This window comes from Amycolatopsis speibonae (genome assembly GCF_042647925.1).
Classification (GTDB): domain Bacteria; phylum Actinomycetota; class Actinomycetes; order Mycobacteriales; family Pseudonocardiaceae; genus Amycolatopsis; species Amycolatopsis speibonae.
The window spans coordinates 44588-66910 of the sequence record NZ_JBHRWK010000094.1 but is presented as its reverse complement, the minus strand read 5'-3'; the positions used below and the strand labels follow the sequence as shown (position 1 = coordinate 66910).

The window sequence follows — 22323 nt, the reverse complement described above, 5'->3', positions numbered from 1 at the left end:
ACACACCGGATGCGACGACCGGTGATCCACCACACCCACCCACCAAACACATGATCAACAAACACCATCAAGACCATCCAACAAACACGCCGGTGGATCCAAGCCCAACGTCCCCAATGCCACATTCGGCGCACACCTCAACGGCACGCCACCTTTGCCTTACCGCGCACTTAGTCGACTGACCGCCGGCGGTTCTGCCGCCTCTCCTGCCTGGTGCCCGGCGGTCCGCCGCGGTGTGCTGTGGTCGCGAAACCATGCCCGTCGACAGGAGGTATCCCGGTGACCACAGCGGAAGAGTTCACCCTGGCCAGGGTGTTCGACGTCGTCGACCCCGAAACGGGCCCCGGGTTCGCGCCCGGCCACCCCTTGGTCGAGGACCCGGAGGAACTGCGGGCGCTCGTCGCGTATCTGACCGGCGGCACCCCGATCCTGGTCACGCCGTCCTTGCTGGACGACGTCCTCGACCCGGAGCGGACCGCGGTGGTGCCGACGAACTTCCTCACCGACGGGACGTGGATCTGGACCGACACCGTCACCTACTACCTGGAAAACCACGGGATGGCACCGGAACCGTGCCTGCTCGGCCACATCCGGGAGCGGGGGACGGCGGTGCCGGTGCCGCCGGAGGTCGTCCAGCGCGCGGTCGGTTTCGTCCTGACGCCGCCCGCCGAACGGACGGCGGTGTGGAGCGCGGGCTGATCCGGCGGGACTTTCCTTCCGGTTCTTCTGCTGGTGGTTGTTCATGGTGACCGGGGCACGCGTGGCGTTTACTGAATCCAGAGTCGCAGAACCGCTCGACACCAAGGAGTTGACGTGTCGCTACGAATCCAAGGTTTCGGTCGCCCCGCCCGGTCCGAAGAGGACATGGTGGCCGTCTACGTCTCCCGCGACGACATCCGCGATCTGGACGCGGGTGAACTCGGCGGCCGGATCGCCGCGGCCGCCGGGATGTCACGGGACGGCGCGGCCACGGCCATCGCCGAGTTCGAGCCCGGGCCCCGCTACACCATCCAGGACGTCCTGCTCGGGCACATCACCTGGGAGGAACTGACCCGCACCTCCGCTTGAAACGGCCTACGAGGCGTTGAGGCGGTCGGCCAGCTTCTCCCGGAGTTTGCCGCCTTCGGCCTGGCCGAGCCGGTCGCAGAGGCCGAGCGCGCGTTCCCTGTCGTCGCGTGCCGCCGCCGGATCGCCCATCTCCTCGGCCAGGGACGCCCGGTCGCAGAGCGTGTCGATCTGAGATTGCGTCAGCCCGATGCGTTCGTAGATCTCCTCGGCCTCGGTCAAGCGGCGGCGCGCGTTGACGTGGTCGCCCTGGCGGCGCATGAGTGTGCCGGAGGTCTGGAGCGCGCGGGCCTGGCCCATGGCCGCGCCGTGGCGGCGGAACAGGGCGAGTGCCGTTTCGCAGTGCGACAGTGCCCGATCGGACGCGTTGAGCGCGGCCAGGTTCTGCACCGAGCGCAGCAGCAGATACGCGTAGTTGGTGTCGTCCACGGGAGTGCGCGAGCCGCCGCGTTCCTGCGCGAAGTAGGCGATACACGTGTCGAACTCTTCGGCGGCGTCGTCGAAGCGGCCGTTGCGGTACCAGTACGAAGCCCGCATCGCCCGTGCCACATGGACCCCGAGCGGATAGCCCGCCTCTTCGAACAGGCGCGTCGCCTCGTCGAACAGCTTGGGCGACGTGGTGAGGCCGGTGTCGTGGGCATGGGCGCTCGTCAGGTAGATCCGCGCCCAGCCCTGTTCGCGGCGGTCGCCCGCCTCCACCGCGGCGTCCCAGGCCCGGTGGGCCATCTTGACGGATTCTTCCGCCTGGTCGCACAGCGAAGCCTGCACCCAGGCCAGGTAGTTCAGATGGACGGCCTCGTCCCGTTTGCTGCCGATCGCGACGGCCGAGGTCACGGCGAGCTCGAACACGTCGCGCCAGGTGCTCGCGGTCCCGCCGATCTCCGAGTACCAGTGCATGGACTCGGCCAGGTCGAGGACCGGCTGGTGACCGCCGCGGGCGGCGACGCTCTTGACCGCGGCGAGCCAGTTCTTCAACTCGACCTCGAGCCACCTGCCCGCCCTGGCGTGATCGTCGAACGACGGCGTCGCGACCGGGGAAGGGCTCACCCCGTCGGTCGGGTGGAAGTAGCGGCCCGCCGCCGTCGCCGTGTGCACCAGCCAGTCGGCCAGCCGGTTCTTCGCGGCCTCGACGGCTTCCGGGGGTTCCTCCCGGGAGAGCCGTTCGGTCGCGAAGACCCGCAGGAGGTCGTGGAACTGGTACCGGCCGTTCTCCGGCGACGTCTGCAGCAGGCTCGCGTCGGCCAGTTCCTCCAGGAAGATGGCTGCGTCGTCCTCGTCGGAGGCCTCGATGAGGGTCATCGCGGCCCCGACGGAGAAGTCCGCCGCCGGGACGAGCGAGAGCCGCCGGAACACCGCGGCGGCGTTCGGGGAGAGCTGCCGGTACGACAGTTCGAACACGCTGCGCACGTCGAGATCACCGGCGGTCAGCGTGGTCAGCCGCCTGCTGCGGTCCCGGAGCTGATCCACCAGGCGCGTCAGCGGCCAGGTGGGACGGCTCGCCAGCCGGTTGCCCGCGATCCGCAGCGCCAGCGGCAGCCGTCCGCACAGTTCGACCAGTTCGAGCGCCGCCTGCCGCTCCCGCGTGACCCGGCCCGCGCCGATGATGGTCGACAGCAGGGTGACCGCGTCGTCCTCGCCGAACACGTCGAGGGGGAGCCTGCTCGCCCCTTCGAGTCCCACCAGCATCTGACGGCTGGTGATCAGGGTGAGACACCGCGGCCCGCCGACCAGGAGCGGGCGGACCTGCGCTTCGTCGGCCGCGTCGTCGAGGACGACCAGGGTGGCCCGGTCCTGCAGGAGGGAGCGGCACAGGCTGATCCGGTCCTCCGGGTCGGCCGGGATGCGGACGGCGTCTATCCCGAGCGAGCGCAGGATCAGGTGCAGCACGTCGGCCGGGTTCGTCGGCTCGGACGACATCCCGCGCAGCTTCAGGAAGAGCCTGCCGTCGGGGAAGTCCTCGGCGAGGTTGTGCGCCACGCGCACCGCGAGGGTGGTCTTGCCGGTACCGGGAGGTCCGCTCAGGATCGCGACCCGGCCCGACCGGCGGCGCCCGCCGCTCAAGTCGGCCGAAAGGGCGCGCAACGCGTCGAGGTCACGTTCGCGTCCGGTGAGGTCGTCGACGTCGGTCGGCAGGACGCCGATCAGCGGCGAGTCGTAGATGCCCGCCGCCGCGGGCTCGGGTACCGCGGCAGGCTGGACGCGCCCCTGCCTCGCGACCTTCTGCAGGGCGGTCAGCTCCTCGTCGGTCAAGGTCAGCGAGGCGGCGAGCGCTTCGATCGTCCGGCGCTGGGGGCTCTTGGCGATGCCCCGTTCCATGTCGCTGATGGCCCGGACGCTCACCCCGGATCCCTCGGCGAGCTCCTCCTGCGTGAGGCCGGCGCGAACGCGGTAACCCTTCAGCTGCGTCTTGAAAGTCGGGGCTGCCTTTCCCAAGGCGGCGTTCGTCATGGGCCGAATTATCCATATCCACCCCGTCGGCTCAACTCGTCCTCGGTGTCGGAAAGCGCGGCTTCACCACACTGTGTCGCGTCGTCCGTGACGGCCGGGAGCGACCGCTCCGGGGCTCCCGCGACCGTGATCAGGACGAACGCCGCGGGAACATGACCACGGCGAGAACACGATGTTGCCAACGGTTGCGTGGCGCGAGGACCGGGACGCCCTGCCGTGACCGAGCGTAGTCCCGTGTAACGATCGTCACGGAGGCCATGGACCGTTCAAAATGGTCACTGCTGTCCGGCTTCGTAGCGGAGGGTGATCGCGGTGGCGCGATCGCGCAGGGAAGTGCGCAACCACCGCGGGGACAGGGCTTCCGCGTTCGTGGAGAGCTGCCACAACGCCCATTCCGCGTGGCGCGCGTCTTGAAAGGTCACCTCCAGCCGGAGCCAGCCGTCCTCGTCGGTCTCTTCGGTGAGGACGGCCAGCGCGGTGCCCACCAGGGTCTCCCGCTGCGCCGGATGTACCCGCACCAGCACGGCGACCAGGTCGCCGCCGGTCCGGAACCGGGTGCTGCGGTCTTGCCAGGCCCGGTCCAGATCGACCCGGTCCGCTCGGCGCGCGGCCTCGGGGAGTTCCTCGGCGGCCCGCAGCCGCGACAGCCGGTAGGTGCGGTCCTCACCGTCTCGCGTGGCCAGCAGATAGCCCTGGTCGCGGACGGTGACCAGGCCGATCGGGTCCACCGTGCGCCACTGCGGCTTCCGGTCCGCGGCCGCGTAGTGGATGCGCAGCTTGTGCCCGGCGAACACCGCGCGCCGGACCTCGGCGACGAGGGCGTCGGGCACCTCCTCCGCGACCACCCGGCGCGAGAGGAGATCGGTCTCCGGGTCGATGAGCAGGCGCCGGGCCGCGCCCGCCGCGGTGTCACGCTGGCCTTCGGGCAGGGCGTCGACCACCTTGAGCATGGCGGAAGCGAGCGCCGAGCCGAGGCCGAACGCCTGCGCGCCGCGCCGCGACCCGGCGATCAGCAGGGCGAGCGCCTCGTCGTGGTTCAGCCCGGTGAGCTCGGTCTGGAAACCGGGCAGCAGCGCGAAACCGCCGTTCCTGCCGCGTTCGGCGTAGACCGGGACGCCCGCCGCGGACAGCGCCTCGATGTCGCGCAGCACGGTGCGGGTGGAGACCTCCAGTTCACGCGCCAGCGTGGCCGCGGACAGCCGGCCGCGGTGGCGCAGCAGCAACACCAGGGAGACCAGCCGGTCGGCGCGCATGCGAAAACCCTAACGGAATACACGACACAGGATGTCGTGTATCCGGTGCGAGGCTGCTCCCATGACAAGCAGGACTGTGGCCACCGAGCCGAACGATCTGGGCAGGTTCTTCATCGAACGCGGCAACGCGGGCGATGTCGAGGGGCTGGTGGCGTTGTACGAACCGGGCGCCGTACTGGCGTTCCCGCCGGGCAACCTCGCGACCGGGCACGCGGAGATCCGCAAGGTGTACGAGGAGTTCGTCGCGGCCGCGCCGGAACTCCTGCCGGGCAGGCAGCATCCGGCGCTGGTGAGCGGGGACCTGGCACTCACCGCGTCCACGCTGACCACCGGCGAGATGACCGTCGAGGTCGCCCGCCGTCAGCCGGACGGGTCCTGGCTCTGGGCATTGGACCAGCCGGTGTTCGTGCCGTAACGAGGCGGTTCGCCGGTGACGGGACAGGTGTCCGTCACCGGCGAACGGCGTCAGACCGTGCAGTTCCTGGCCGAACCGGTGTTCACCTTGGCCCCGGTGAACTCCTCGATGATCGCGAGGTTCTCCGGGGCGTAGTTCTTGTCGACGATCTTGGCCACGTCCGCGCTGCCGAGTTTGGCGGCATAGGGCGCGGACTGATCCAGCCAGTACGCGGCGCGGAGAAACTCGGCGAGCACGAATTCGCGCAGTTCCGGCTGGGCCTTGATCTTGGCCCAGTAATCGGGATACCTGGCTTTGGCGACGCGCAGGTAGAGCTGAAGGTAGCGAATGTTGGTGGCGACGATGTCCCGGGAATTGCTGGCGCCCACTCCCTGGATGTACTCGGCGACGACCGTCGCCGCGGGCAATCCCATGAGTCCGGCGTTGAGTTCGGCGATGACTCCCTGAATGCGATACGACCCCTGCTGCTGGTCGCGCAGGTAGATGTCGTCCATCGAAGAAGTCAGATTGTCCGTGATCAGCGGCAGTATTTCGCGGCGGGCGAATCCGCCGTGGATGGGGACCTTCATCGCTTTGCGGGAAGCGTTGATCCACGCGGAGACGTACACGTCCCACGAGGTTCTAGAAGGATCCAGGTCCCACATGTGGGTTTCTTCGTGGATCGCCACCATCAGGGACTCGGCGAGCCCGTTGAAGCTGGTCTTGGTGACGAACTGGCTGAAGTACTTGTCCTTGGCCTGGGCGATCGCGAGGCCTTCGCCGCTGGGCCATCGGCGTTTGTACACGGCCTGGATCGTCTGCAACCACTTCGAGGACTGGAAACCGGCCTTTATGTCACTTACGTCGGCCTTTGGTTGCACGGGTTCTTCGTAGCAGAAGGGGGCTCTCGCACCTGCTGCCTCTTGAGCTGCGGTGGCGACGGGGAATTGGGTGAGGGAGAGGGCGAGGCATGCGGTCAGTACGGTAATACGATTGCGCATTGGGACCTCGGTTCACGGTAGGGATTTCCGTGGGTCGGAACGCAGTGTCCCCTATCCGTCACCGATTCTTCAATGATCCGGAGCAGACTGCGGCTGGACAGGCTAGGAACTATGGCGGCGAACGGCCGAACCGGTTCCGGCCAGCCGGGATCGGCGCATGCTGTAGCCGAAGTAGATCAGCAGGCCGAGCGCCATCCAGCCGCCGAAGACGACCCAGGTGGCGCCGTCGAGGCTGAGCATCATGTAGCCGCAGCACAGTACCCCGAGGATCGGCGTGACCGGGGCGAACGGCACGCGGAACGAGCGTGACGCGTCCGGTTGCCGTCGCCGCAGCAGCAGGACGGCGATGTTCACCAGCCCGAAGGCGAAGAGCGTGCCGATACTGGTGGCGTCGGCGAGCTTCCCGAGCGGGATGAAAGCGGCCAGCGCCGCGACGAAGCCGGAGACCACCAGGGTGTTGATCCGCGGCGTGCCGGTCTTGGCGTCCACTTTGGACAACGACGCCGGGACGAGGCCGTCGCGGGACATCGAGAACAGGATGCGCGTCTGACCATAGAGGACGGTCAGCACCACGCTGGAGATCGCCACGATCGCGCCGACCGCGAGCAGCGCGGCCCACAGCGGGTTGTCGGACACGGCGCCGAGCACGTGCGAGAGCGCGGCTTCCTGGCCGTCGAACTCCTGCCACGGCAACGCGCCGACGGCGGCCACGGCGACGAGGCAGTACAGCACGGTGACGATGGCGAGCGAGAGCAGGATCGCCCGCGGCAGGTCCCGCTGCGGGTTCTTCGCCTCCTCGCCCGCGGTGGAGGCCGCGTCGAAACCGATGTAGGAGAAGAACAGTTTCGCGCCGCCGGCGCTCAGCCCGGCGAGGCCGAGCGGCAGGAACGGCGTGAAGTTCGCCGCCCGGACGGCGGAGAACGCGATCGCGCAGAACAGCACCAGCGTGCCGATCTTGATCACGACCATGATCGCGTTGGCCCGCGCGCTCTCCTTCGCGCCGGACAGCAACAGCATCATGGCGAGCAGCACGACGACGATGGCCGGGACGTTCACGATCCCGCCCGAGCCCGGTGGCTGGCTCAGCGCGTCCGGGATGGCGAACCCGAACGTCAGCCGCAGGAGTTCGTTGAGGTACTGCCCCCAGCCGACGGCGACCGACGCCACCGAGACGCCGTATTCGAGCACCAGGCACCAGCCGCAGACCCAGGCGACCAGCTCGCCGAGGGTGGCGTAAGCGTAGGAGTAGGACGAACCGGACACCGGGATCATTCCGGCGAGTTCGGCGTAGGAAAGTGCGGAGAACAGCGCGGTGACCCCGGCGAGCACGAACGACAGCACGACCGCGGGGCCCGCTACCGGCACCGCTTCGCCGAGCACGACGAAGATCCCGCTGCCCAGCGTCGCGCCGATGCTGAGCATGGTCAGCTGGCTGAGGCCGAGGGAACGCTTCAGCGTGCCGTGATCACTTTCGGTGATCAGGTCGGCGACCGGTTTCCGCCGCATCGCCGCGGCTCGCAGAGTCATGCCGACGACCGTATCTTCCGCCTCGAACGGCGCCGGGGCCCGGTTCGGTCCAGCGTCCCGTCCGGCACTGTCACCGCAGTCCGGAAACGAACTCCACGATCCTGCGCGGCCGCGACGGCCGGGGACCGGGATCCGCCGTCCGCTCGGCGACCAGGTGATAGGCCTGCAGGGAGTTGACGTTGAACGCGTGCGTGCCGCCCCACAGAAAGAGCCGGAACGCCCGGTAAGTCTCCTCGCCCCAGCGCGCGACGACGTCGTCCTTCGCCGCGTCGAGCCGCTTGGCCCACTCCAGCATCGTCAGCTCGTAGTCGCGGGTTTCCCTGGTCACGTCGAGCACCTCGAAGCCGTGGTAAAGCAGTTCGGCGATGACGTCCTGAAGCGTCATGTAGGTGTGCGTGCCACCCCAGATGTGCTCGCGGGTGAACGCGCTCACCGAGAATTTCCGCACGGAAGCGGACGCGTCGAGATAGAGCCGCCCGCCGGGTTTCAGCACGTCCCAGGCCTTCGCGGCGAACCTGCGATAATTCGGGAGATGCTCGATCACGCCGTAGATCACCGCGTGGTCGTAAGGCTCGGCAGGACGGTGGGCGAGGAAGTCCTCCAGCCGGACCTCGCCCTTGATGCCGTTGTCGTCGATCAGCGCCCGGATGTGGTCGGCGGAGTCCTCCGCGATGGTCAGTGTCGTGACGTGCACACCGCGCGCACCGCAGTACTGGCTGACACCGCCCCAGCCGCCGCCGATGTCGAGCAGCCGGTCACCAGGCTGGAGATCCAGCGCCGCGAACATCGTCTCCAGTTTGTGCTCGGACGCCTCCTCGATCGTTTCGCCGGGGTGCTGGAAAAGGCCCTGCGAATAGAAGCGGAACCGATTGTCGATGAAAGTCAGGTAGAAGTCGTCGCCCCGGCCGTAATGCGCGGACACGGCCTGTTTGTTCATCTTGAGCGGCGAACGCGCGAAGTCGTAGAGAAACCGCAGCCGCTGCCGCAGCGGCACTTCTTCCCGCAAGGTGGCGCGGACCCCGAACAGCGCGCCGAGATCACCCTCGACATCGATGTCACCTGATACGAAGGCCTGCCCGATCGCCAGTTCGGTGAGGGGCGTCCGCAGCGCGCTGTCCGTGCGGAACCTCAACCGGTACCGCGGCTCGCCCACCCCGACGTCCACGACGGAGCCGTCAGGCAGTTCCAGGGTGCCTGGCAGATCGGCGGAAGCCAGCAGGGCGGCGATGCCGGTCCGGGGGAGCAGGGCCGTGCCGACAGCGCGGCGTGGCGAGATCGGATCCGTTCGGGCTGCCTTCGTCATTTCTGCGATCTTGCTGGAAAACCGTTGGCAGAGCAGGAAAAGCGGCCCGAGGGGACAAGGATCTCTGTGCGAACAGGCACCCTGTGGTCGCCAGGGTAGGTCTGTAAAGGCCTCCGACCTGCAAGAAGCCTTTCAGCGACCTGCATCACTGGCTCCGGCGTGGGTTCACCCGGCTGATTCGGAGCGTCGGCCAGTCTTGCTGCGGCGCGAGGGTGATAAGGGTTCCACGCACCCGCGTGGATACCTAGAGTGATGAGTGATCGGGAGGCTTGGCTATGGCCGAGGACAAGAACGACAGGGACAACGACAACACGGACGGCGGTCGGCATGACGTGACGCGGGACGGTCAGACCGGCAAGACGGCCGACGATATCGACCCGAAGAAGTACGGCGAGGGAACCAAATAGTGGGTGACGCTCACTCGGCTACCGGACTCGCGGACGAACTGATCTCGGCGGACGCCTTGTCTGCCGAGTACCGTCCCGCTTTCCTTGCTGCCGCGCGTGAAGGGTTCGCGCCCGCGCGGTTTTGGTACAAGGACGACGACGACGCGAAAGACGAGGTGGTGGACCGCGCCGACGATCCGGACCGCTGGACGTCCCTGGTGTATTCCGATCGCGCATTGGTGACGCAGTTCGACGACGGCCAGACCGTATGGCCGGACATCGGCTACCGGCCGACAAGTTCGGCGTCGATGCCGTCCGTGGTCGCCGGAATGCTCAAGGCGCTTGACGTCCACACAGGACACTCGGTTTTGGAGATCGGCACCGGAACCGGCTGGAATGCCGCGCTGCTCGCGGAGATCGTTGGCGGAAAAGGTCGCGTGTCCTCGGTCGAGATTGATCCGGGCGTGGCCGATCAGGCTCGCCGGAACCTTGACGCGGCCGGGTACGGCACCGTGGAAACCGTGGTCGCCGACGCCGCTGTCAGTGTCGCCGGTGGCAACCGGTTCGATCGGATCATCGCGACGGCGGGTGTCCATGTCGGACAGTTGCCGTATGCGTGGGTCGAAGCGGTGACGCCGGGTGGCGTGATCGTCGCGCCGATGCGCGCGGACATGGCGTCCGGTCCTCTCGTGCGGTTCGTCGTGGACGAGGACGGCACGGCGACCGGTCGCGCGGTGCCGTGGCTACAGGTCGGTTTCATGGACATGCGTACTCATCGTGTCGCGGCGGCCGATCTCGGCGCGCTGCGGTGGGACGATCCGGCGGCGGACCTGACGGACACGGACCTGGCGCCGTGGGTGCCGTTGCTCGCTGACGATCACCGGTGGCCGATCGCTGTCGCGTTGTCCGATTGCCGGTACGACGTGTGGGAACGTACCGAGGGGCGGCCGCATGGCGTCGCGTGGCTGTGCCACGTCCTGTCCGGGTCGTGGGCGAGCGTCGTCCCGGCGGGGAACGAGCGGTTCGCGGTGCGGCAGCACGGACCGCGACGGTTGTGGGACGAGGCGGAAGCGGCCTATCGGTGGTGGCAACGACGCGGCGAACCTCCGCTGTCGGCGTGGCGGTGGACGATCACCCCCGACAGGCAGAGCATCACCCTCGATTCAGCCCGCTGACGAGCGCGCGGCCGGTGGTCCCGGACCGGCAGACCCGTCCGGGACGACCGACGGCCGTTGGGGTCAGTTCAGCTTGCGCATGTCGGCGGGCAGGCCGCCGCCGGCGTAGACGTCCTCGGCGAGCTTCGCCAGCGCGGTGAGCGCGACGTTCTGGCTGAACGGCCCGTAGGAGACCCGGGAGACGCCCAGTTTCTGCGCGGTCGCCAGCGGGATCGAGCCCGGAACGCCGATCAGGTTCACCTTGCGCTCGCCCAGCGCCTCGACCAGCCTGCCGACCTGCGTCTCGTCGAGCTTGCCGGGCACGAAGAAGTTCGACGCGCCGGCGTCCAGGTACGCGCGGCCCCGGGTGATCGCCTCGGCCAGCACCTCCTCGGGGTCGCGGTCGCCCGCCCTGAGGAACGCGTCCGTGCGGGCGTTGAGCACGAAGTCGATCCCGGCGGACTGAGCGGCGGCGACGGCGGCCTCGACGGCCTTGACCGACTCGTCCAGCGGCTTCATCTGGTCTTCGAGGTTGCAGCCGACCGCGCCGACCTCGATCGCGCGGGCGACCGTGCCGCCCGGGTCACCGTAGCCCGCTTCCAGGTCGGCGGTGACCGGCAGGTCGCCCGCCGTCCGGACGATCAGGGCGACCTCGGCGATCATCTCCTCGCGGGGGATCTTCTCGCCGTCGGGGTAGCCGCGCGAGGCGGCGATGCCGTGGCTCGGGGTGGCGAGCGCCTGCGTACCGGGCGTCTCGGCGACGACCTTCGCGGTGATCGCGTCCCAGACGTTGACGACGAGCAGCAGTTCGGGGGCGGCGTGCAACTCTTGCAGCCGGGTGGCCTTTTCGGCGGTGGAAACCATGTCTTCAATCTAGAGGTTGTGGACCGCCCCGCAAGGCAAGCGCGGTCACGACGCGGCGGTGAGGGCGCCGAGTCCGCTCGCCTGGGTCCGCCAGTCGGCCTGGTTCGGCGTCCCACCGGCCCAGCGCTGCCCGATCCGGTTCAGCGGATCGCGATCCGACGCCCACAGCGAGTCGGCCTGCCGCTGCGCGTAGTCGCGGTACGCCGTCGAGTTCGTCGCGGCGGCCAGCTCGGCGAGGAAGCGCATGAAGATGCCTTTGAACTGCTTTTGGTTGTCGTCACAGGAGTTCTGGCCGACGTCGCAGGATTCGGTGAGGACACCGTTCTTGGTCAGCACCGGGCCGGTCACCGCCGCGTCGGCCAGCCGCCGGGCCGCGTCGAGCCAGCGGGTTTCGCCGGTGGCCCGCCAGACCTCGACCAGGCCGCCGATGCCCAGGCCCTGGTTGTAGGTCCAGACCGTCTGGCCGTTGTTACGGCAGTCGCGGGTGAGACCGTCGTTGACCAGTCCGGACGCGTTGATCATCCCGCTGGCCAGGTACCAGTCCGCCGCGGTCCGGGAGCGCTGCAGCCACACGGTGTCGCCCGGTGTCCGGCGGTGGACGGAAGCCGCGAGCCGCAGGTACAGACCACTGGTGACGGCGTTCTTGTAGGTCCGTTCCCGGTCCCACCAGACCCCTCCGTCGCAGGATCCCGTGTCCCAGTACTGGTGCACGTAGGCGGCGATCGTGGTCGCCATGGAGAGGTACCGCGGATCGCCGGTGTGGTCGTAGGCGGCCACCCACGCCAGGCCCCACCAGGCGCTGTCGTCGATGGCCCGGCTGGCGAAATTCCCTTCGATGGCGTCGGAACTGCGCGCACCGGCGGGGAAGACGCCGCGGTTCCGCTCGAAGGTGCGCGCGATGACCCAGTCGTAGCGGCGGTCCCCGGTGGCCTCGGCGTGGTCGATGACCGCCGTCAACGTCGCCGCCGAGTTCCACCAGCTGCTCGGCCACCAGCCCGGATACGGGTCGTAGGAGTACAGCAGCGCGTCGGCCGCCGCCTGAGCGCGGGCGGGTGCCGGACGAGCCCACGCCGTACAGGATCCTTCCTGGTGCCCGGCTTCACGGCCGCAAGCGCGGACGGCGCCGCCGTAGTGGCGGCCCCGGGGATCCCGCGTCGCGAACAACACCGTCCCGCCGGTACTCGCCCCCGCGGCGACCGACGTCCGGCCGAGCGACGAACCGCCGGCCCAGCTCGCCCCCGCGTCCCACGAGCGGTCCAACCAGATCTCGTCGCCCCGCGCGCCGGATTCGAGAGTGCCCCAGGCCATCGCGTTCCCGTCGACGTGCAGGCGGATCGTGCGCCCGGACAACGTCGTCGGCGGAACCGGCTGGGTGTCCCCGCTCGGCTGGGTGGCGCCGTCGCAGGCGACATCGCAGACCTTCGGATGAATCCACTCCGTACAGGTGACCCCGGCGGCGTCCCCGCACGCGCGGATCAGGCCGCGCCGGTGCTTTCCGGGATCGGTCACGTTGTACATCAAGGTTCTCGTCCCGGTCCAGGCGCCGGGAATGCTCGCTTTGCCCAGTAACCCTTCCCAAGTCGCGCCGCCGTCCCAAGAGCGGTCGAGCCAGACCGAATCGCCGGTCACGCCGCGATCGATGCTGCCCCAGGCCATACCGTCGGCGTCGGAAACGTGCAGCCGGAGCTGCCGTCCGTTGAACACCTTGTCCGGAACCGGAAAGGTGTCCTGCTGGGCCCGCGAAGGGTCTAGAGTGTCGCAGGACAGCACACAGACCACCGCCGCGGCGGTCACCGGTTTCCCCGTCGGTACGGGAATCACCGTCAGAATCAGGCAAAGCGCGAGATGGATCAGCGATGACATCGTTGTCCGCCCTCGGGGTCGGCCACGCACCGGATCTGGGATGCCTTTCATGATCCGGGTTTCGTCACCGGCCGGTCAACGGGAACCACCGGTCAGATCTCGGGACAGGATTCTTGTTACGCCTCAAGCCCGTGCCGCGATCTGTAGGGATATCACTTTCGTGGGAGGTCTCGTGGAGCTGACGATCAACGCGGCGGGCGACGAACAGGCGCTGAACGAGTTCTACAGCTGGCTCCGAGACGACGTCGACGTGGCGCGGTCCGCGACGATCAGCACCGCGGGGTCCCGCGGCTCGGGGGAGATGGGGGTCTTCGAGGTCATCTGCATGTCCATCGGCTCCCTGACCGGGCTGGCGAACCTGGGGATCGCGTGGGGCAACTTTCTGCGCTCCCGCAAGGAAGCGCCGCCGTTCACCATCACGATCCAGGGCGAGCTGACCGCCGAGCAACGCGCCATGCTCCGGAACCTGGATCTCCCGCTGAGCAGGCCGGAGGACGTCGAGTGACCGCACCCCGGGCAGGGTTGCCCGATCCGCGGAAGTCCCGAGCCGTGCTGGTCGGGGTCTCGGAGTACGCGACGCTGGAGGAGCTGCCGGGCGTCGCGAACAACATCGAGGCCCTGAACCGGGCGATGACCGATCCGGAACTGTGGGGTCTGCCGGAGGAGCACTGTGTCGCGCTGCTCAATCCCGAGTCTCCCGACGAGGTGATGGAGGCCGTCCATCAAGCCGCGTCGGAAGCGACCGACGCGCTGCTGTTCTATTACGCGGGCCACGGTCTGCTCGACAACCGGTTCGAGTTGTACCTGGCGATGCCGGGTTCGGACAACGAGCGGCTCTACCGTTCCGTCCGGTACGACGACATCCGGCGTGAGGTCGTCGGTACCGCGCTGTCCTGTTACGGCAAAGTGGTGCTGCTGGACTGTTGTTACAGCGGCCGTGCCCTTGGCGGTATGGGTGGTTCGGTCGACGACCTGGCCGACCAGGCACGGGTCGACGGCACCTACGTCATGACGGCGACGGCCGAGACGCGCAAGGCGCTGGCGCCGCCGGGGGAGCGCTACACCGCGTTCACCGGGACGCTCGTCGACAAGCTGACGCGCGGACTGCCCGACGGTCCCGAGCTCCTCGACATGGAGACGCTGTTCCACCATATGAAGGCCGATCTGCAGGCCCGGCACTTTCCCGTGCCGCAGCAACGCAGCCGCAACGACGGCGCCGCGATCACGTTGGTGCGCAACCGATGGAGTGCCGGGCGAACGACGGTAGAGCGATCGACGCCGTCTGCGCGCGTGCTTCCCCAGCCGCCCGCCGGTTTCGAGGCGTTCCTCCGGCGGCGTCCCAGCGACGTGTACGCCGAGGTGCAGACGTTACGGGCGCACGAGCAGGACGAGATCGCCGAACAGCTCCTCGTCGCGTGCGCCGTCCTGCGGCCGGACCAGGAAGTCGCGGCGATCGTCGGGTTGCTCCGCCGTTCGGGCGCGACCGCGGACGTGGTGAAAGTGCTCATGGCCGTGTCCCGGCGTCCCCCGGACGAAGTACTGCGGATCCTGGACGCGCTGTACGACACGGAGCTTTCCGGGGAAGCGGCTCTGCTGTTGCATGAGGCCGGACACGGGTCCGTCCGCGATGCCGCGGCCTTGGCGCACCTGCTTCAGGACGGCGGTCGCGCCGGTGAACTCGTCCGGCTCCTCGACGCCGCGCTCGACTCCGCCCAGGCCAGTTCCTCGCTGATCGATCTCGTCAACGCCCTGTGGGTGGCAGGCCTGCGCGAAGAGGTCGACAGCCTGATCGGGCGCACAGTGACCAGGTTGCCCGCCCCGGCGGTACTCGCGCTGGCCGACGAACTACGGTCCGTCGGCAGGGAAGGGGCGGCGTTCGGCCTCTACGCGGCTTCCGCGGAGGCGATGGTTTCGCGTCCGCCGGACGTCGTCGCCCAGCTCTGTCACGCGATGGCCGAGGCAGGCCGTCCGGCGGACGGCGACAAGGTGGCCAAGGCGGTCATCGACAGCACCACCGAGTCCGGCGACTTTCTCGCGATCGCGCTCGCCTTTTGGGAAACCGGCCAGGAACAGCACGCCGAGCGGGTGCTGACCCGCGCGGCGAAAGTCCTGCGGAACGACGCTGTGATCGCCCTGGTGGCCGAGCTACGGGTACACGGCCACGACGACGCCGCCCACCGGTTCTGCTCGCGAGCCATGCTGAACCGCTCCGCCCAGTCCATTCAGGAGATCATCGCGGAGCTTCGGGAAGAAGGCTGGCCGGTCCTGGCGAAGAACTTGCTCGACGAGGTGACAGCCCAGGCCTCGGTGGCCACTGTCGCCGAGCTTCTCGCGCTCTGTACGGCGGCGGACCGGCAACGAGTCCTGAGCTTGGCTGGCGAACGCGGACAACACGAGGTGGCCGAGTTACTGAAAAGACTTGCGCCCGCCCAGCCCGCCCTCGCCAGGGAGTTCACCGACCGGATCACAGCGAAGGTCGAGACCAGGACCGAATTGGTCCCGGTCGTCATCGAGGGCCTCGGGCCCCGCCACAAGGAACAGCTGCTCGAGCGGATCATCGAGAACAACGGCGGCTCTGGTCTCGTCACGGTGCTGAACGCGTTGCCCGCCTCCGAAGCGAAGTACCTGATGTTCCTCATCGTCCGAGCCGGACAGGCGAAGTTCCTGTCGGTGGTGAGCAGCCTGCCGGGTCGTGACCCGCACAGGTTCCTTCGTGATCAGCCGGTGGAGAGACTTCCCTCGCTGATCAAGGTCCTGCTCACGATCCCCGACGGCAGCCGCTACACGGATGCCGTGCTCGCCGAGCTGGCCGCACCCGAACGAGGATTCCCGGCCATCACTCGGGAGTTGTCCACTCTCTTCGACGAGAACGAGACGATGGTCGGGAAACTCATGCTGAGCAAGACGTTGGCCGGGCGCTCCTCCTCCGACCTCAAGAGCTTCGTCCAAGCCCTCCGGATCGAGAACAGGCCGAAAGTGCTGGCCGCCACGGCGGACTGGGTGAAGGAGCACTACGAGGAGGTCGGGGCGACGGACGGCATCCTCCGCCGGATCGGCCTCCCCGAGTACGCGAGCCGGCGCTCTCTCTTCGGCAAGAGAACCAAACGCTGACGCTGTCGATCCCTCCGGTTCGGCACCGGGGGAGGGACGACCACCCCACCCCACGCGCCATTGCCGCCCTGGTCGCCTGCGGTACTTGGTGAGCCCGCCGAGGCGATCACTGTGACCAAGCCCCAGCAACAGCACCAGCAGCGCGCGAAGGAGGCCTTCACACGGCACCGCTGTGACTGCTGGTGCGCCTGGGACGAAAGTGGCGATCCCGGTGTCCGTGAAGGCCTCCTTCCCTACCCTCAGAGTAGGCAAGGAGGCCTTCACGGACTGGATGTGCGAGCGGCCGCAGCCACCCTCGACCCGACATCCCCGACAGTTTCACGCGCCACTTCCCAGCCACCGCAACGTCTCCAGCGCCACAGCCACATCCACCGCGTTCTCCGCCAACGGCCGGGGGAGCAGCTCGTCGGCCCGCGCCAGCCGCCGCACGACGGTGTTCCGGTGGGTGTAGAGCCGTTCCGCGGTCCGCGTCGTGTTGCCCAGTTCGTGCACGTAGGCCCGGACGGTCTCCCGCGTTTCGATGTCGGCGTGCCGGAGTTCACCGAGCGTGTCGGCGACGAACTCGCTCGCCTGCCCCGGATCGCCGGTGAGCAGGACGAGCAGCTGGATGTCCTGGTACCGCGCGATCTGCCGCGGTGAGGTGAGCCGGGCGAGCATCCGCTGGGTGGCGGCGGCGTCCAGATGGCTGCGGCGGAAGCCGTCGATCCCGCTGCCGGGCCGTCCCAGCGCGACCCGGACGTCGGGGTGCGGCGCGAGGTCTTCGGCGAGCCGGTCCGCCCGGGGCGGGGTCCGGCCGGGCAGCCAGACCCACAGGGCGGCGGCGCTGGCGACGACGGTCAGCCGGTGGGAGGCGTCGCTGGCCCGCATGAGTGTCTCCGCGGCGGCTTCGAGCTGCTGGGACGACGGCGTGGCCGAGCCGCTCCAGACGATCGCGGCCGTATGCGGGCCGGCGAGCGGGTAGCCCAGCTGGGCTTCGGCTCGCGAACGGCTGATGGGCGCGCCCTCCAGCAGCAGCGTGACCGTGGCCCGCCGTTCGGCGTGCGCGCCGCGGGTCAGTTCCGTGCGTTCGGCGGCCATGCGTTCGGACACGGCGGCGACGGTGTCCTCGATGAACGTGGTGATCGACAGCGACGAGACGTCCAGCAGCTCGCGGAGCAGGACAGGGTCCGACGTGAGGTCGAAGCAGATCTCGATCCACCGGCGCCAGGCCACCCCCTGTGCCCGCCGGTAAGCGTCGAGACCGCCGGAATCGAAGCCGCGGCGGACCATGTCGCGGGCGCCTTCGAGCACCTCCTGGTTCAGGTTCGCGGTGACCCGTTTGCCCGGATGCTGCACGTTGGCGGCGGCCCAGTGCAGCAGATTCGCCAGATTCGCGCGTTTGGTCCCCTCGGTGAGCACGGGGTCCTCGGCGACCGCGCGCATGCTGTCCCCGCCGAGCGAAGCCTCGTGCAGCTCCTCGATCCATTCGGCGCGCGGATGCAGGACGATCTCCGCGCCTCGCCGGAAGAGATCACGCGCCTCGGCGGACAGGGACGGCCATGGAGATGCGGCACTTTGCACCATGGGTCCATGATGATGGTGCAGATAGTGCTAGCGCAATTCCCCGGTGGACCCGCATCGTGGGGGGAACCGAGACGAGGCTGGAGTACCGCATGACGACGAGCACACCCGTCGAGCACCTCGACGTGGTCATCATCGGTGCCGGGATTTCCGGGATCGGGGCCGCGCGTTACCTGAAGACCGAGAACCCGGGCAAGACGTTCGCCATCCTGGAGGCCCGCGGCACGTCCGGCGGCACCTGGGACCTGTTCCGGTACCCCGGCATCCGGTCGGACTCCGATCTCCACACCTTCGGCTACGAGTTCAAGCCGTGGCGGGACAAGCAGTCCATCGCCGACGCGCCCCGGATCCTGTCGTACCTGCGTGAGACGGTCACCGAGAACGGCCTCGAGTCCAGCATCCGCTACCACCACAAGCTGCTCTCGGCCGCCTGGTCGAGCGACGAGTCCCGCTGGCTGCTGGAGATCGAGCGCACCGACACCGGCGAGCGCACCCGGCTGAGCGCGGGCTGGCTGTTCAACGCGGGCGGTTACTACCGCTACGACGAGGGTTTCACCCCGCGTTTCGAGGGCCGTGACCGGTTCACCGGCACGATCGTGCACCCGCAGCACTGGCCGGAGGACCTCGACTACGCGGGCAAGCGCGTCGTCGTGATCGGCAGCGGCGCGACCGCGGTCACCCTGGTCCCGGCGATGGCGGGGACGGCGGCGCACGTGACGATGCTGCAGCGCACCCCGACCTACGTCATGCCGGTGCCGCGTGAGGACAAGATCGCCAACGGCCTGCGCAAGATCCTCGGCGACGAACGGGCGTATGCGCTCACCCGCCGCAAGAACATCCGCAAGGGGCTCGCGGTCTGGCAGTTCTGCCAGAAGTTCCCGAAGACCGCCCGCGGGCTCATCCGCTACGTCAACAAGAAGCAGCTCCCCAAGGACTATCCGGTCGACGAGCACTTCAACCCGCCGTACGACCCGTGGGACCAGCGGCTGTGCGCGGTGCCCGGCGGCGACCTGTTCGCCGCCATCCGCAAGGGGCAGGCCGACGTCGTCACCGACAAGATCGCGACGTTCACCGAAAAGGGTGTCCTGCTCGAATCCGGGCGCGAGCTGGAGGCGGACATCGTCATCACCGCCACCGGCCTGAACCTCCAGGTGTTCGGCGGGGCGAAGCTCAGCGTCGACGGCAAGCCGGTGATCCTGCCGGAAACCGTCGCGTACAAGGGAATGATGCTTTCGGACGTGCCGAACGCCGCCTTCGCGATCGGCTACACGAACTCGTCGTGGACGCTCAAGATCGGCCTGCTGTGCGAGCACTTCTGCCGTCTGCTGGCGCATATGGACAAGCACGGCTACGACGTCTGCCGCCCCGTCCTCGCCGACCCGGGCATGCCGACGCGGCCGTTCCTGGACTTCGCCGCCGGGTACGTCCAGCGTGCCCTCGACCAGCTTCCGCGCCAGGGTGACCGCCTGCCGTGGCTGACGTCGATGAGCTACCACTCGGACATCAAGCTGCTGCGCGCGGACGACATCACCGATCCCGAGCTGCACTTCTCCCACGCGAAGGTCCGGGAAGCGGTGAGCTCGTGACAGACAGCTTCGCCGACCTGCCCGGCGGCCCGCGGATCTGCTACCGCGAAGACGGCGCCGCCGATGGTGTGCCGCTCGTGCTGATCGCCGGGCTCGGCCTGGATCTCACGTCGTGGCCGCGGCCGATGATCGAGGGGTTCACCGGCCGCGGCTTCCGGGTCGTCACCTTCGACAACCGCGACGCGGGCCGCTCGGACCGCATCAAGGCGCCGAATCCCGGCAAGGTCCGGCAACTGCTGGCCCGGCCCCTGCCGGGGGCGTACGACCTGGGGGACATGGCGGCGGACACCGTCGGTCTCCTGGATCACCTGGGCATCGAGCAGGCGCATCTGGTCGGCATGTCGATGGGCGGCATGATCGCCCAGACCGTCGCCGCCCGGAACCCCGGCCGCGTCCTGTCGCTGACGTCGATCTTCTCCACCACCGGGCATCGCAAGGTCGGGCAGCCGGCGCGGTCGACGTTGCTGCGCATGGCGAGGCGGCCCGCCCGGACGGCCGAGGAGTCGGTGGCCGGGCACTTGGCGATGATGGGTCACCTCGGTTCGGCGAAGTTCCCGCTGGACAAGGACGTCGAGACGGCCTGGGCCACCGAGCTGTGGGAACGAGCGGGCGGAAGGCGGGCCCGCAGCGGCATCGCCCGCCAGATCGGCGCGATCCAGGCCAGCGGCGACCGCACCGCCGAACTCGGCAGCGTCACCTGCCCGACGGTCGTGGTCCACGGCGACACCGACCGCATGGTCCACCACAGCGGCGGCCGGGCGACCGCGGAAGCCGTCAAGGGTGCCCGCTACGTCGAAATCCCCGAGATGGGCCACCACATCGCCCCGGACCTCGTCGGCAGGCTCGTCGAGCTCACCGCCGAACTGGCCCTCGACCCGGCAGGAGAATCCCGATGAGCAGCGTTCGCGGCAAGGTCGCCGTCGTCACCGGCGCCGGTTCCGGCATCGGCCGTCAGCTGGCCCTCGAACTCGCGCGGCGCGGAGCGCGCCTCGCGGCGTCCGATGTGGACGAAAGCGGGCTGGCAGAGACCGTCGCCGAGGTCAAAGCCCTCGGCCCGGAAGTGCAGGGCGCCGCGCTGGACGTCAGCGACCGGGCTGCCGTCCAGGAGTACGCGACTGCGGTCGCCGGGCAATTCGGTGTGGTGCACCAGATCTACAACAACGCCGGGATCGCCGGTGGTGGGCAGACCGTCCTCGACGCCGAGTGGGAGCTCTACGACCGCACGCTCGCGGTCAATCTCTTCGGCGTCATCAACGGCACCAAGGCTTTCCTGCCGCATCTGATCGACTCCGGCGACGGCCAGGTCGTCAACGTGTCCAGTCTCAACGGTTTCATGGCCCAGCCGACGCTCAGTGCCTACTGCGCCAGCAAGTTCGGCGTCCGCGGGTTCACCGAGGCGCTGCGTACGGAGATGATCGCGGGCAGGCATCCGGTGCGGGTGACGGTCGTCCACCCGGGCGGGGTCAAGACCGGCATCGCTTCGGCGGCGTTGAAGGAAGCCGAGGCCCGCGGCATCGAGCCCACCGCCGAACAGCGGGAGCGCGTCCGGGTGTACAACGAAAAGCTGCTGAAGATGCCCGCCGATCAGGCCGCCCGCATCATCATCGACGGGGTGGAAGCCGGGAAACCGCGCGTGCTCGTCGGGAACGACGCGAAACTGGTCGACAGGCTCGTCCGGCTGCTCCCGCGTCTCTATCCGAAGCTGATCGTCGACTTCGAACGGCGGCGCCTCGCGCGCTAGCTCAGGCGAACCGTTCCCACGCTGACTGGCGGCGCATCCCCAGCGCTTCGCCGATCCGGTCCCACGAGAGGCCACGGCGCCGGGCCTCGCCGACCCAGGACCGCAGGTCGTCGTCGACCAGCTCGCGGATCGCCTCGATGCGAGGCAGATGTGCGAGAAGGGCCGCGTCGTCGACACCTTCCCAAACGGGCGTGGCGCGCTTCAGGTCGGCGGGCTTGTTCTTGATCGCCTCGGCGCACAACACCACACAGTCGTCGCAGATGTAGACACCGGCACCGGCGACCAAGGTCTCGACGTTGTCGGCCGAACGCTTGCAGAAGGAGCAGCGGTTCACGACGGATCCTCTCGTCAGGCAACTCCTGACAAGTTATCCCGTCAGGGGTCTCCTGACAAGGCGGTCGCGATCAGGCGTCGACGCTCCGGTGCCCGAACAACCCGAGCAGCCACGTGTAGCGAACGGCTTCGCGTGCCTGGCCGTAGGCGTCTTCGGTGCCGATCCAGATGGCCTGCGTGATCAGTTCGATCGTGGCGGCGACGACCGTCCGCGCGGTGAACGGCGGCGGTGGTGGCAATGTGGGATCGGTGGCACGCAGCCATTTCGCCGTCCGGTCGAAGACGGCTTCCCCGGCGCGCAAGGTGTTCTCCCGCGCTTCGAGTCCCGCGTCGCCGAGCGCGTAGATCTCCAGCAGGACGGCGCGGACGGCGACGGGGCGCCGGTGCACGTAGTCGACGAGGAAGTCGCAGCAGGCGGTGACGGCGTCCAGCGGCGTCGCGGCTTCGGCGCCCGCGGCGACGCCGTGGGTGATGAACTCGGTGGTGATCTCGCGATAGGCGGCGAGGAACGCGTCCTGTTTGCCGGTGAACTGTTCGTAGAACGAGGTCCGTGACACGCCCGCGGTGGCGGTGATGTGGCCGACGGTGGTGGCGACGTAGCCGCGTTTGCCGGCGTTCTCCAGAACGGCGTCGATCAGCCGGGCCCGCTGGGTCCCGGCGACCTCGTCGCGGCTGAGGTTGTGCGGCCCCTTCGGCAGCCTGCGGTGCTCGGTCACGTGCGGCACCGTACCGGT

The 22323-nt window shown here is 68.8% G+C and carries 20 protein-coding genes; 10 read left to right on the top strand and 10 right to left on the bottom strand.

Annotated elements, in window-relative coordinates:
- Positions 1-279 precede the first annotated feature (279 nt).
- Both ACFOSH_RS39435 and ACFOSH_RS39430 read left to right on the top strand, forming a co-directional pair.
- Positions 280-699, top strand: coding sequence for a hypothetical protein (locus ACFOSH_RS39435; RefSeq protein WP_378246080.1), 420 nt, complete (start codon positions 280-282; stop codon positions 697-699).
- A gap of 114 nt (positions 700-813) precedes the next feature.
- On the top strand, positions 814-1068 hold the full coding sequence (locus ACFOSH_RS39430) for a hypothetical protein (RefSeq protein ID WP_378246078.1): 255 nt from the start codon (positions 814-816) through the stop codon (positions 1066-1068).
- 6 nt (positions 1069-1074) lie between these two features.
- On the opposite strand, the gene ACFOSH_RS39425 is transcribed toward ACFOSH_RS39430, so the two are convergent.
- Both ACFOSH_RS39425 and ACFOSH_RS39420 read right to left on the bottom strand, forming a co-directional pair.
- Positions 1075-3513, bottom strand: a complete 2439-nt coding sequence (locus tag ACFOSH_RS39425) for an ATP-binding protein (protein WP_378246076.1) — start codon at positions 3511-3513, stop codon at positions 1075-1077.
- A 275-nt stretch (positions 3514-3788) separates the two neighbouring features.
- Positions 3789-4766 carry a helix-turn-helix transcriptional regulator gene (locus ACFOSH_RS39420; protein WP_378246074.1) on the bottom strand — a complete coding sequence of 326 codons (978 nt, stop codon included), beginning with the start codon at positions 4764-4766 and terminating at the stop codon, positions 3789-3791.
- A 76-nt stretch (positions 4767-4842) separates the two neighbouring features.
- Here ACFOSH_RS39420 and ACFOSH_RS39415 point away from each other — a divergent pair, with 76 nt between their 5' ends.
- The gene (locus tag ACFOSH_RS39415) at positions 4843-5181 is read left to right on the top strand and encodes a YybH family protein (RefSeq protein ID WP_378246082.1); all 339 of its coding nucleotides are present in this window, start codon (positions 4843-4845) and stop codon (positions 5179-5181) included.
- A 50-nt stretch (positions 5182-5231) separates the two neighbouring features.
- On the opposite strand, the gene ACFOSH_RS39410 is transcribed toward ACFOSH_RS39415, so the two are convergent.
- The 3 genes from ACFOSH_RS39410 to ACFOSH_RS39400 form a co-directional block, all read right to left on the bottom strand.
- The gene (locus tag ACFOSH_RS39410; RefSeq protein ID WP_378246072.1) at positions 5232-5966 is read right to left on the bottom strand and encodes a hypothetical protein; all 735 of its coding nucleotides are present in this window, start codon (positions 5964-5966) and stop codon (positions 5232-5234) included.
- Between the two features lie 297 nt (positions 5967-6263).
- Complete coding sequence (locus ACFOSH_RS39405) at positions 6264-7688, bottom strand: amino acid permease (RefSeq protein ID WP_378246070.1); 1425 nt, start codon at positions 7686-7688, stop codon at positions 6264-6266.
- A 70-nt stretch (positions 7689-7758) separates the two neighbouring features.
- On the bottom strand, positions 7759-8991 hold the full coding sequence (locus ACFOSH_RS39400) for a class I SAM-dependent methyltransferase (RefSeq protein WP_378246068.1): 1233 nt from the start codon (positions 8989-8991) through the stop codon (positions 7759-7761).
- Between the two features lie 275 nt (positions 8992-9266).
- Here ACFOSH_RS39400 and ACFOSH_RS39395 point away from each other — a divergent pair, with 275 nt between their 5' ends.
- A complete protein-coding gene (locus tag ACFOSH_RS39395; RefSeq protein WP_378246066.1) occupies positions 9267-9398 on the top strand; it encodes a hypothetical protein in 132 nt (43 codons plus the stop codon).
- A complete protein-coding gene (locus ACFOSH_RS39390) occupies positions 9398-10552 on the top strand; it encodes a methyltransferase domain-containing protein (protein WP_378246065.1) in 1155 nt (384 codons plus the stop codon). The genes ACFOSH_RS39395 and ACFOSH_RS39390 overlap by 1 nt, the downstream gene beginning before the upstream one ends.
- Before the next feature lie 63 nt (positions 10553-10615).
- On the opposite strand, the gene ACFOSH_RS39385 is transcribed toward ACFOSH_RS39390, so the two are convergent.
- On the bottom strand, positions 10616-11395 hold the full coding sequence (locus ACFOSH_RS39385) for an isocitrate lyase/PEP mutase family protein (RefSeq protein WP_378246063.1): 780 nt from the start codon (positions 11393-11395) through the stop codon (positions 10616-10618).
- Between the two features lie 45 nt (positions 11396-11440).
- Positions 11441-13258: a glycoside hydrolase family 76 protein gene (locus tag ACFOSH_RS39380; protein WP_378246061.1), complete on the bottom strand. Its 1818-nt coding sequence runs from the start codon at positions 13256-13258 to the stop codon at positions 11441-11443.
- Between the two features lie 172 nt (positions 13259-13430).
- Here ACFOSH_RS39380 and ACFOSH_RS39375 point away from each other — a divergent pair, with 172 nt between their 5' ends.
- Together ACFOSH_RS39375 and ACFOSH_RS39370 are read left to right on the top strand one after the other, a co-directional pair.
- Positions 13431-13763 carry an effector-associated constant component EACC1 gene (locus ACFOSH_RS39375; RefSeq protein WP_378246059.1) on the top strand — a complete coding sequence of 111 codons (333 nt, stop codon included), beginning with the start codon at positions 13431-13433 and terminating at the stop codon, positions 13761-13763.
- Positions 13760-16369, top strand: a complete 2610-nt coding sequence (locus tag ACFOSH_RS39370; RefSeq protein ID WP_378246057.1) for a caspase, EACC1-associated type — start codon at positions 13760-13762, stop codon at positions 16367-16369. The genes ACFOSH_RS39375 and ACFOSH_RS39370 overlap by 4 nt, the downstream gene beginning before the upstream one ends.
- A gap of 318 nt (positions 16370-16687) precedes the next feature.
- Here ACFOSH_RS39370 and ACFOSH_RS39365 read toward each other — a convergent pair whose 3' ends face one another.
- Positions 16688-17932, bottom strand: coding sequence for a PucR family transcriptional regulator (locus ACFOSH_RS39365; protein ID WP_378246055.1), 1245 nt, complete (start codon positions 17930-17932; stop codon positions 16688-16690).
- A gap of 89 nt (positions 17933-18021) precedes the next feature.
- On the opposite strand from ACFOSH_RS39365, the gene ACFOSH_RS39360 reads away from it, so the two are divergent.
- The 3 genes from ACFOSH_RS39360 to ACFOSH_RS39350 are packed head-to-tail and all read left to right on the top strand — an operon-like array spanning position 18022 to position 21256.
- Entirely contained in the window at positions 18022-19515 is a 1494-nt protein-coding gene (locus tag ACFOSH_RS39360; RefSeq protein ID WP_378246053.1) for a flavin-containing monooxygenase, read from the top strand.
- On the top strand, positions 19512-20411 hold the full coding sequence (locus tag ACFOSH_RS39355; protein ID WP_378246051.1) for an alpha/beta fold hydrolase: 900 nt from the start codon (positions 19512-19514) through the stop codon (positions 20409-20411). Before ACFOSH_RS39360 ends, ACFOSH_RS39355 begins: the two co-directional genes overlap by 4 nt.
- On the top strand, positions 20408-21256 hold the full coding sequence (locus tag ACFOSH_RS39350; RefSeq protein ID WP_378246050.1) for an SDR family NAD(P)-dependent oxidoreductase: 849 nt from the start codon (positions 20408-20410) through the stop codon (positions 21254-21256). The genes ACFOSH_RS39355 and ACFOSH_RS39350 overlap by 4 nt, the downstream gene beginning before the upstream one ends.
- 1 nt (position 21257) lies before the next feature.
- Here the strand turns inward: ACFOSH_RS39350 and ACFOSH_RS39345 are convergent, their stop codons facing one another.
- Positions 21258-21590 (bottom strand): ClpX C4-type zinc finger protein, encoded by a 333-nt coding sequence (locus tag ACFOSH_RS39345; RefSeq protein WP_378246048.1) that lies wholly within the window; start codon positions 21588-21590, stop codon positions 21258-21260.
- A 70-nt stretch (positions 21591-21660) separates the two neighbouring features.
- On the bottom strand, positions 21661-22305 hold the full coding sequence (locus tag ACFOSH_RS39340) for a TetR/AcrR family transcriptional regulator (protein ID WP_378246046.1): 645 nt from the start codon (positions 22303-22305) through the stop codon (positions 21661-21663).
- Positions 22306-22323: the final 18 nt, after the last annotated feature.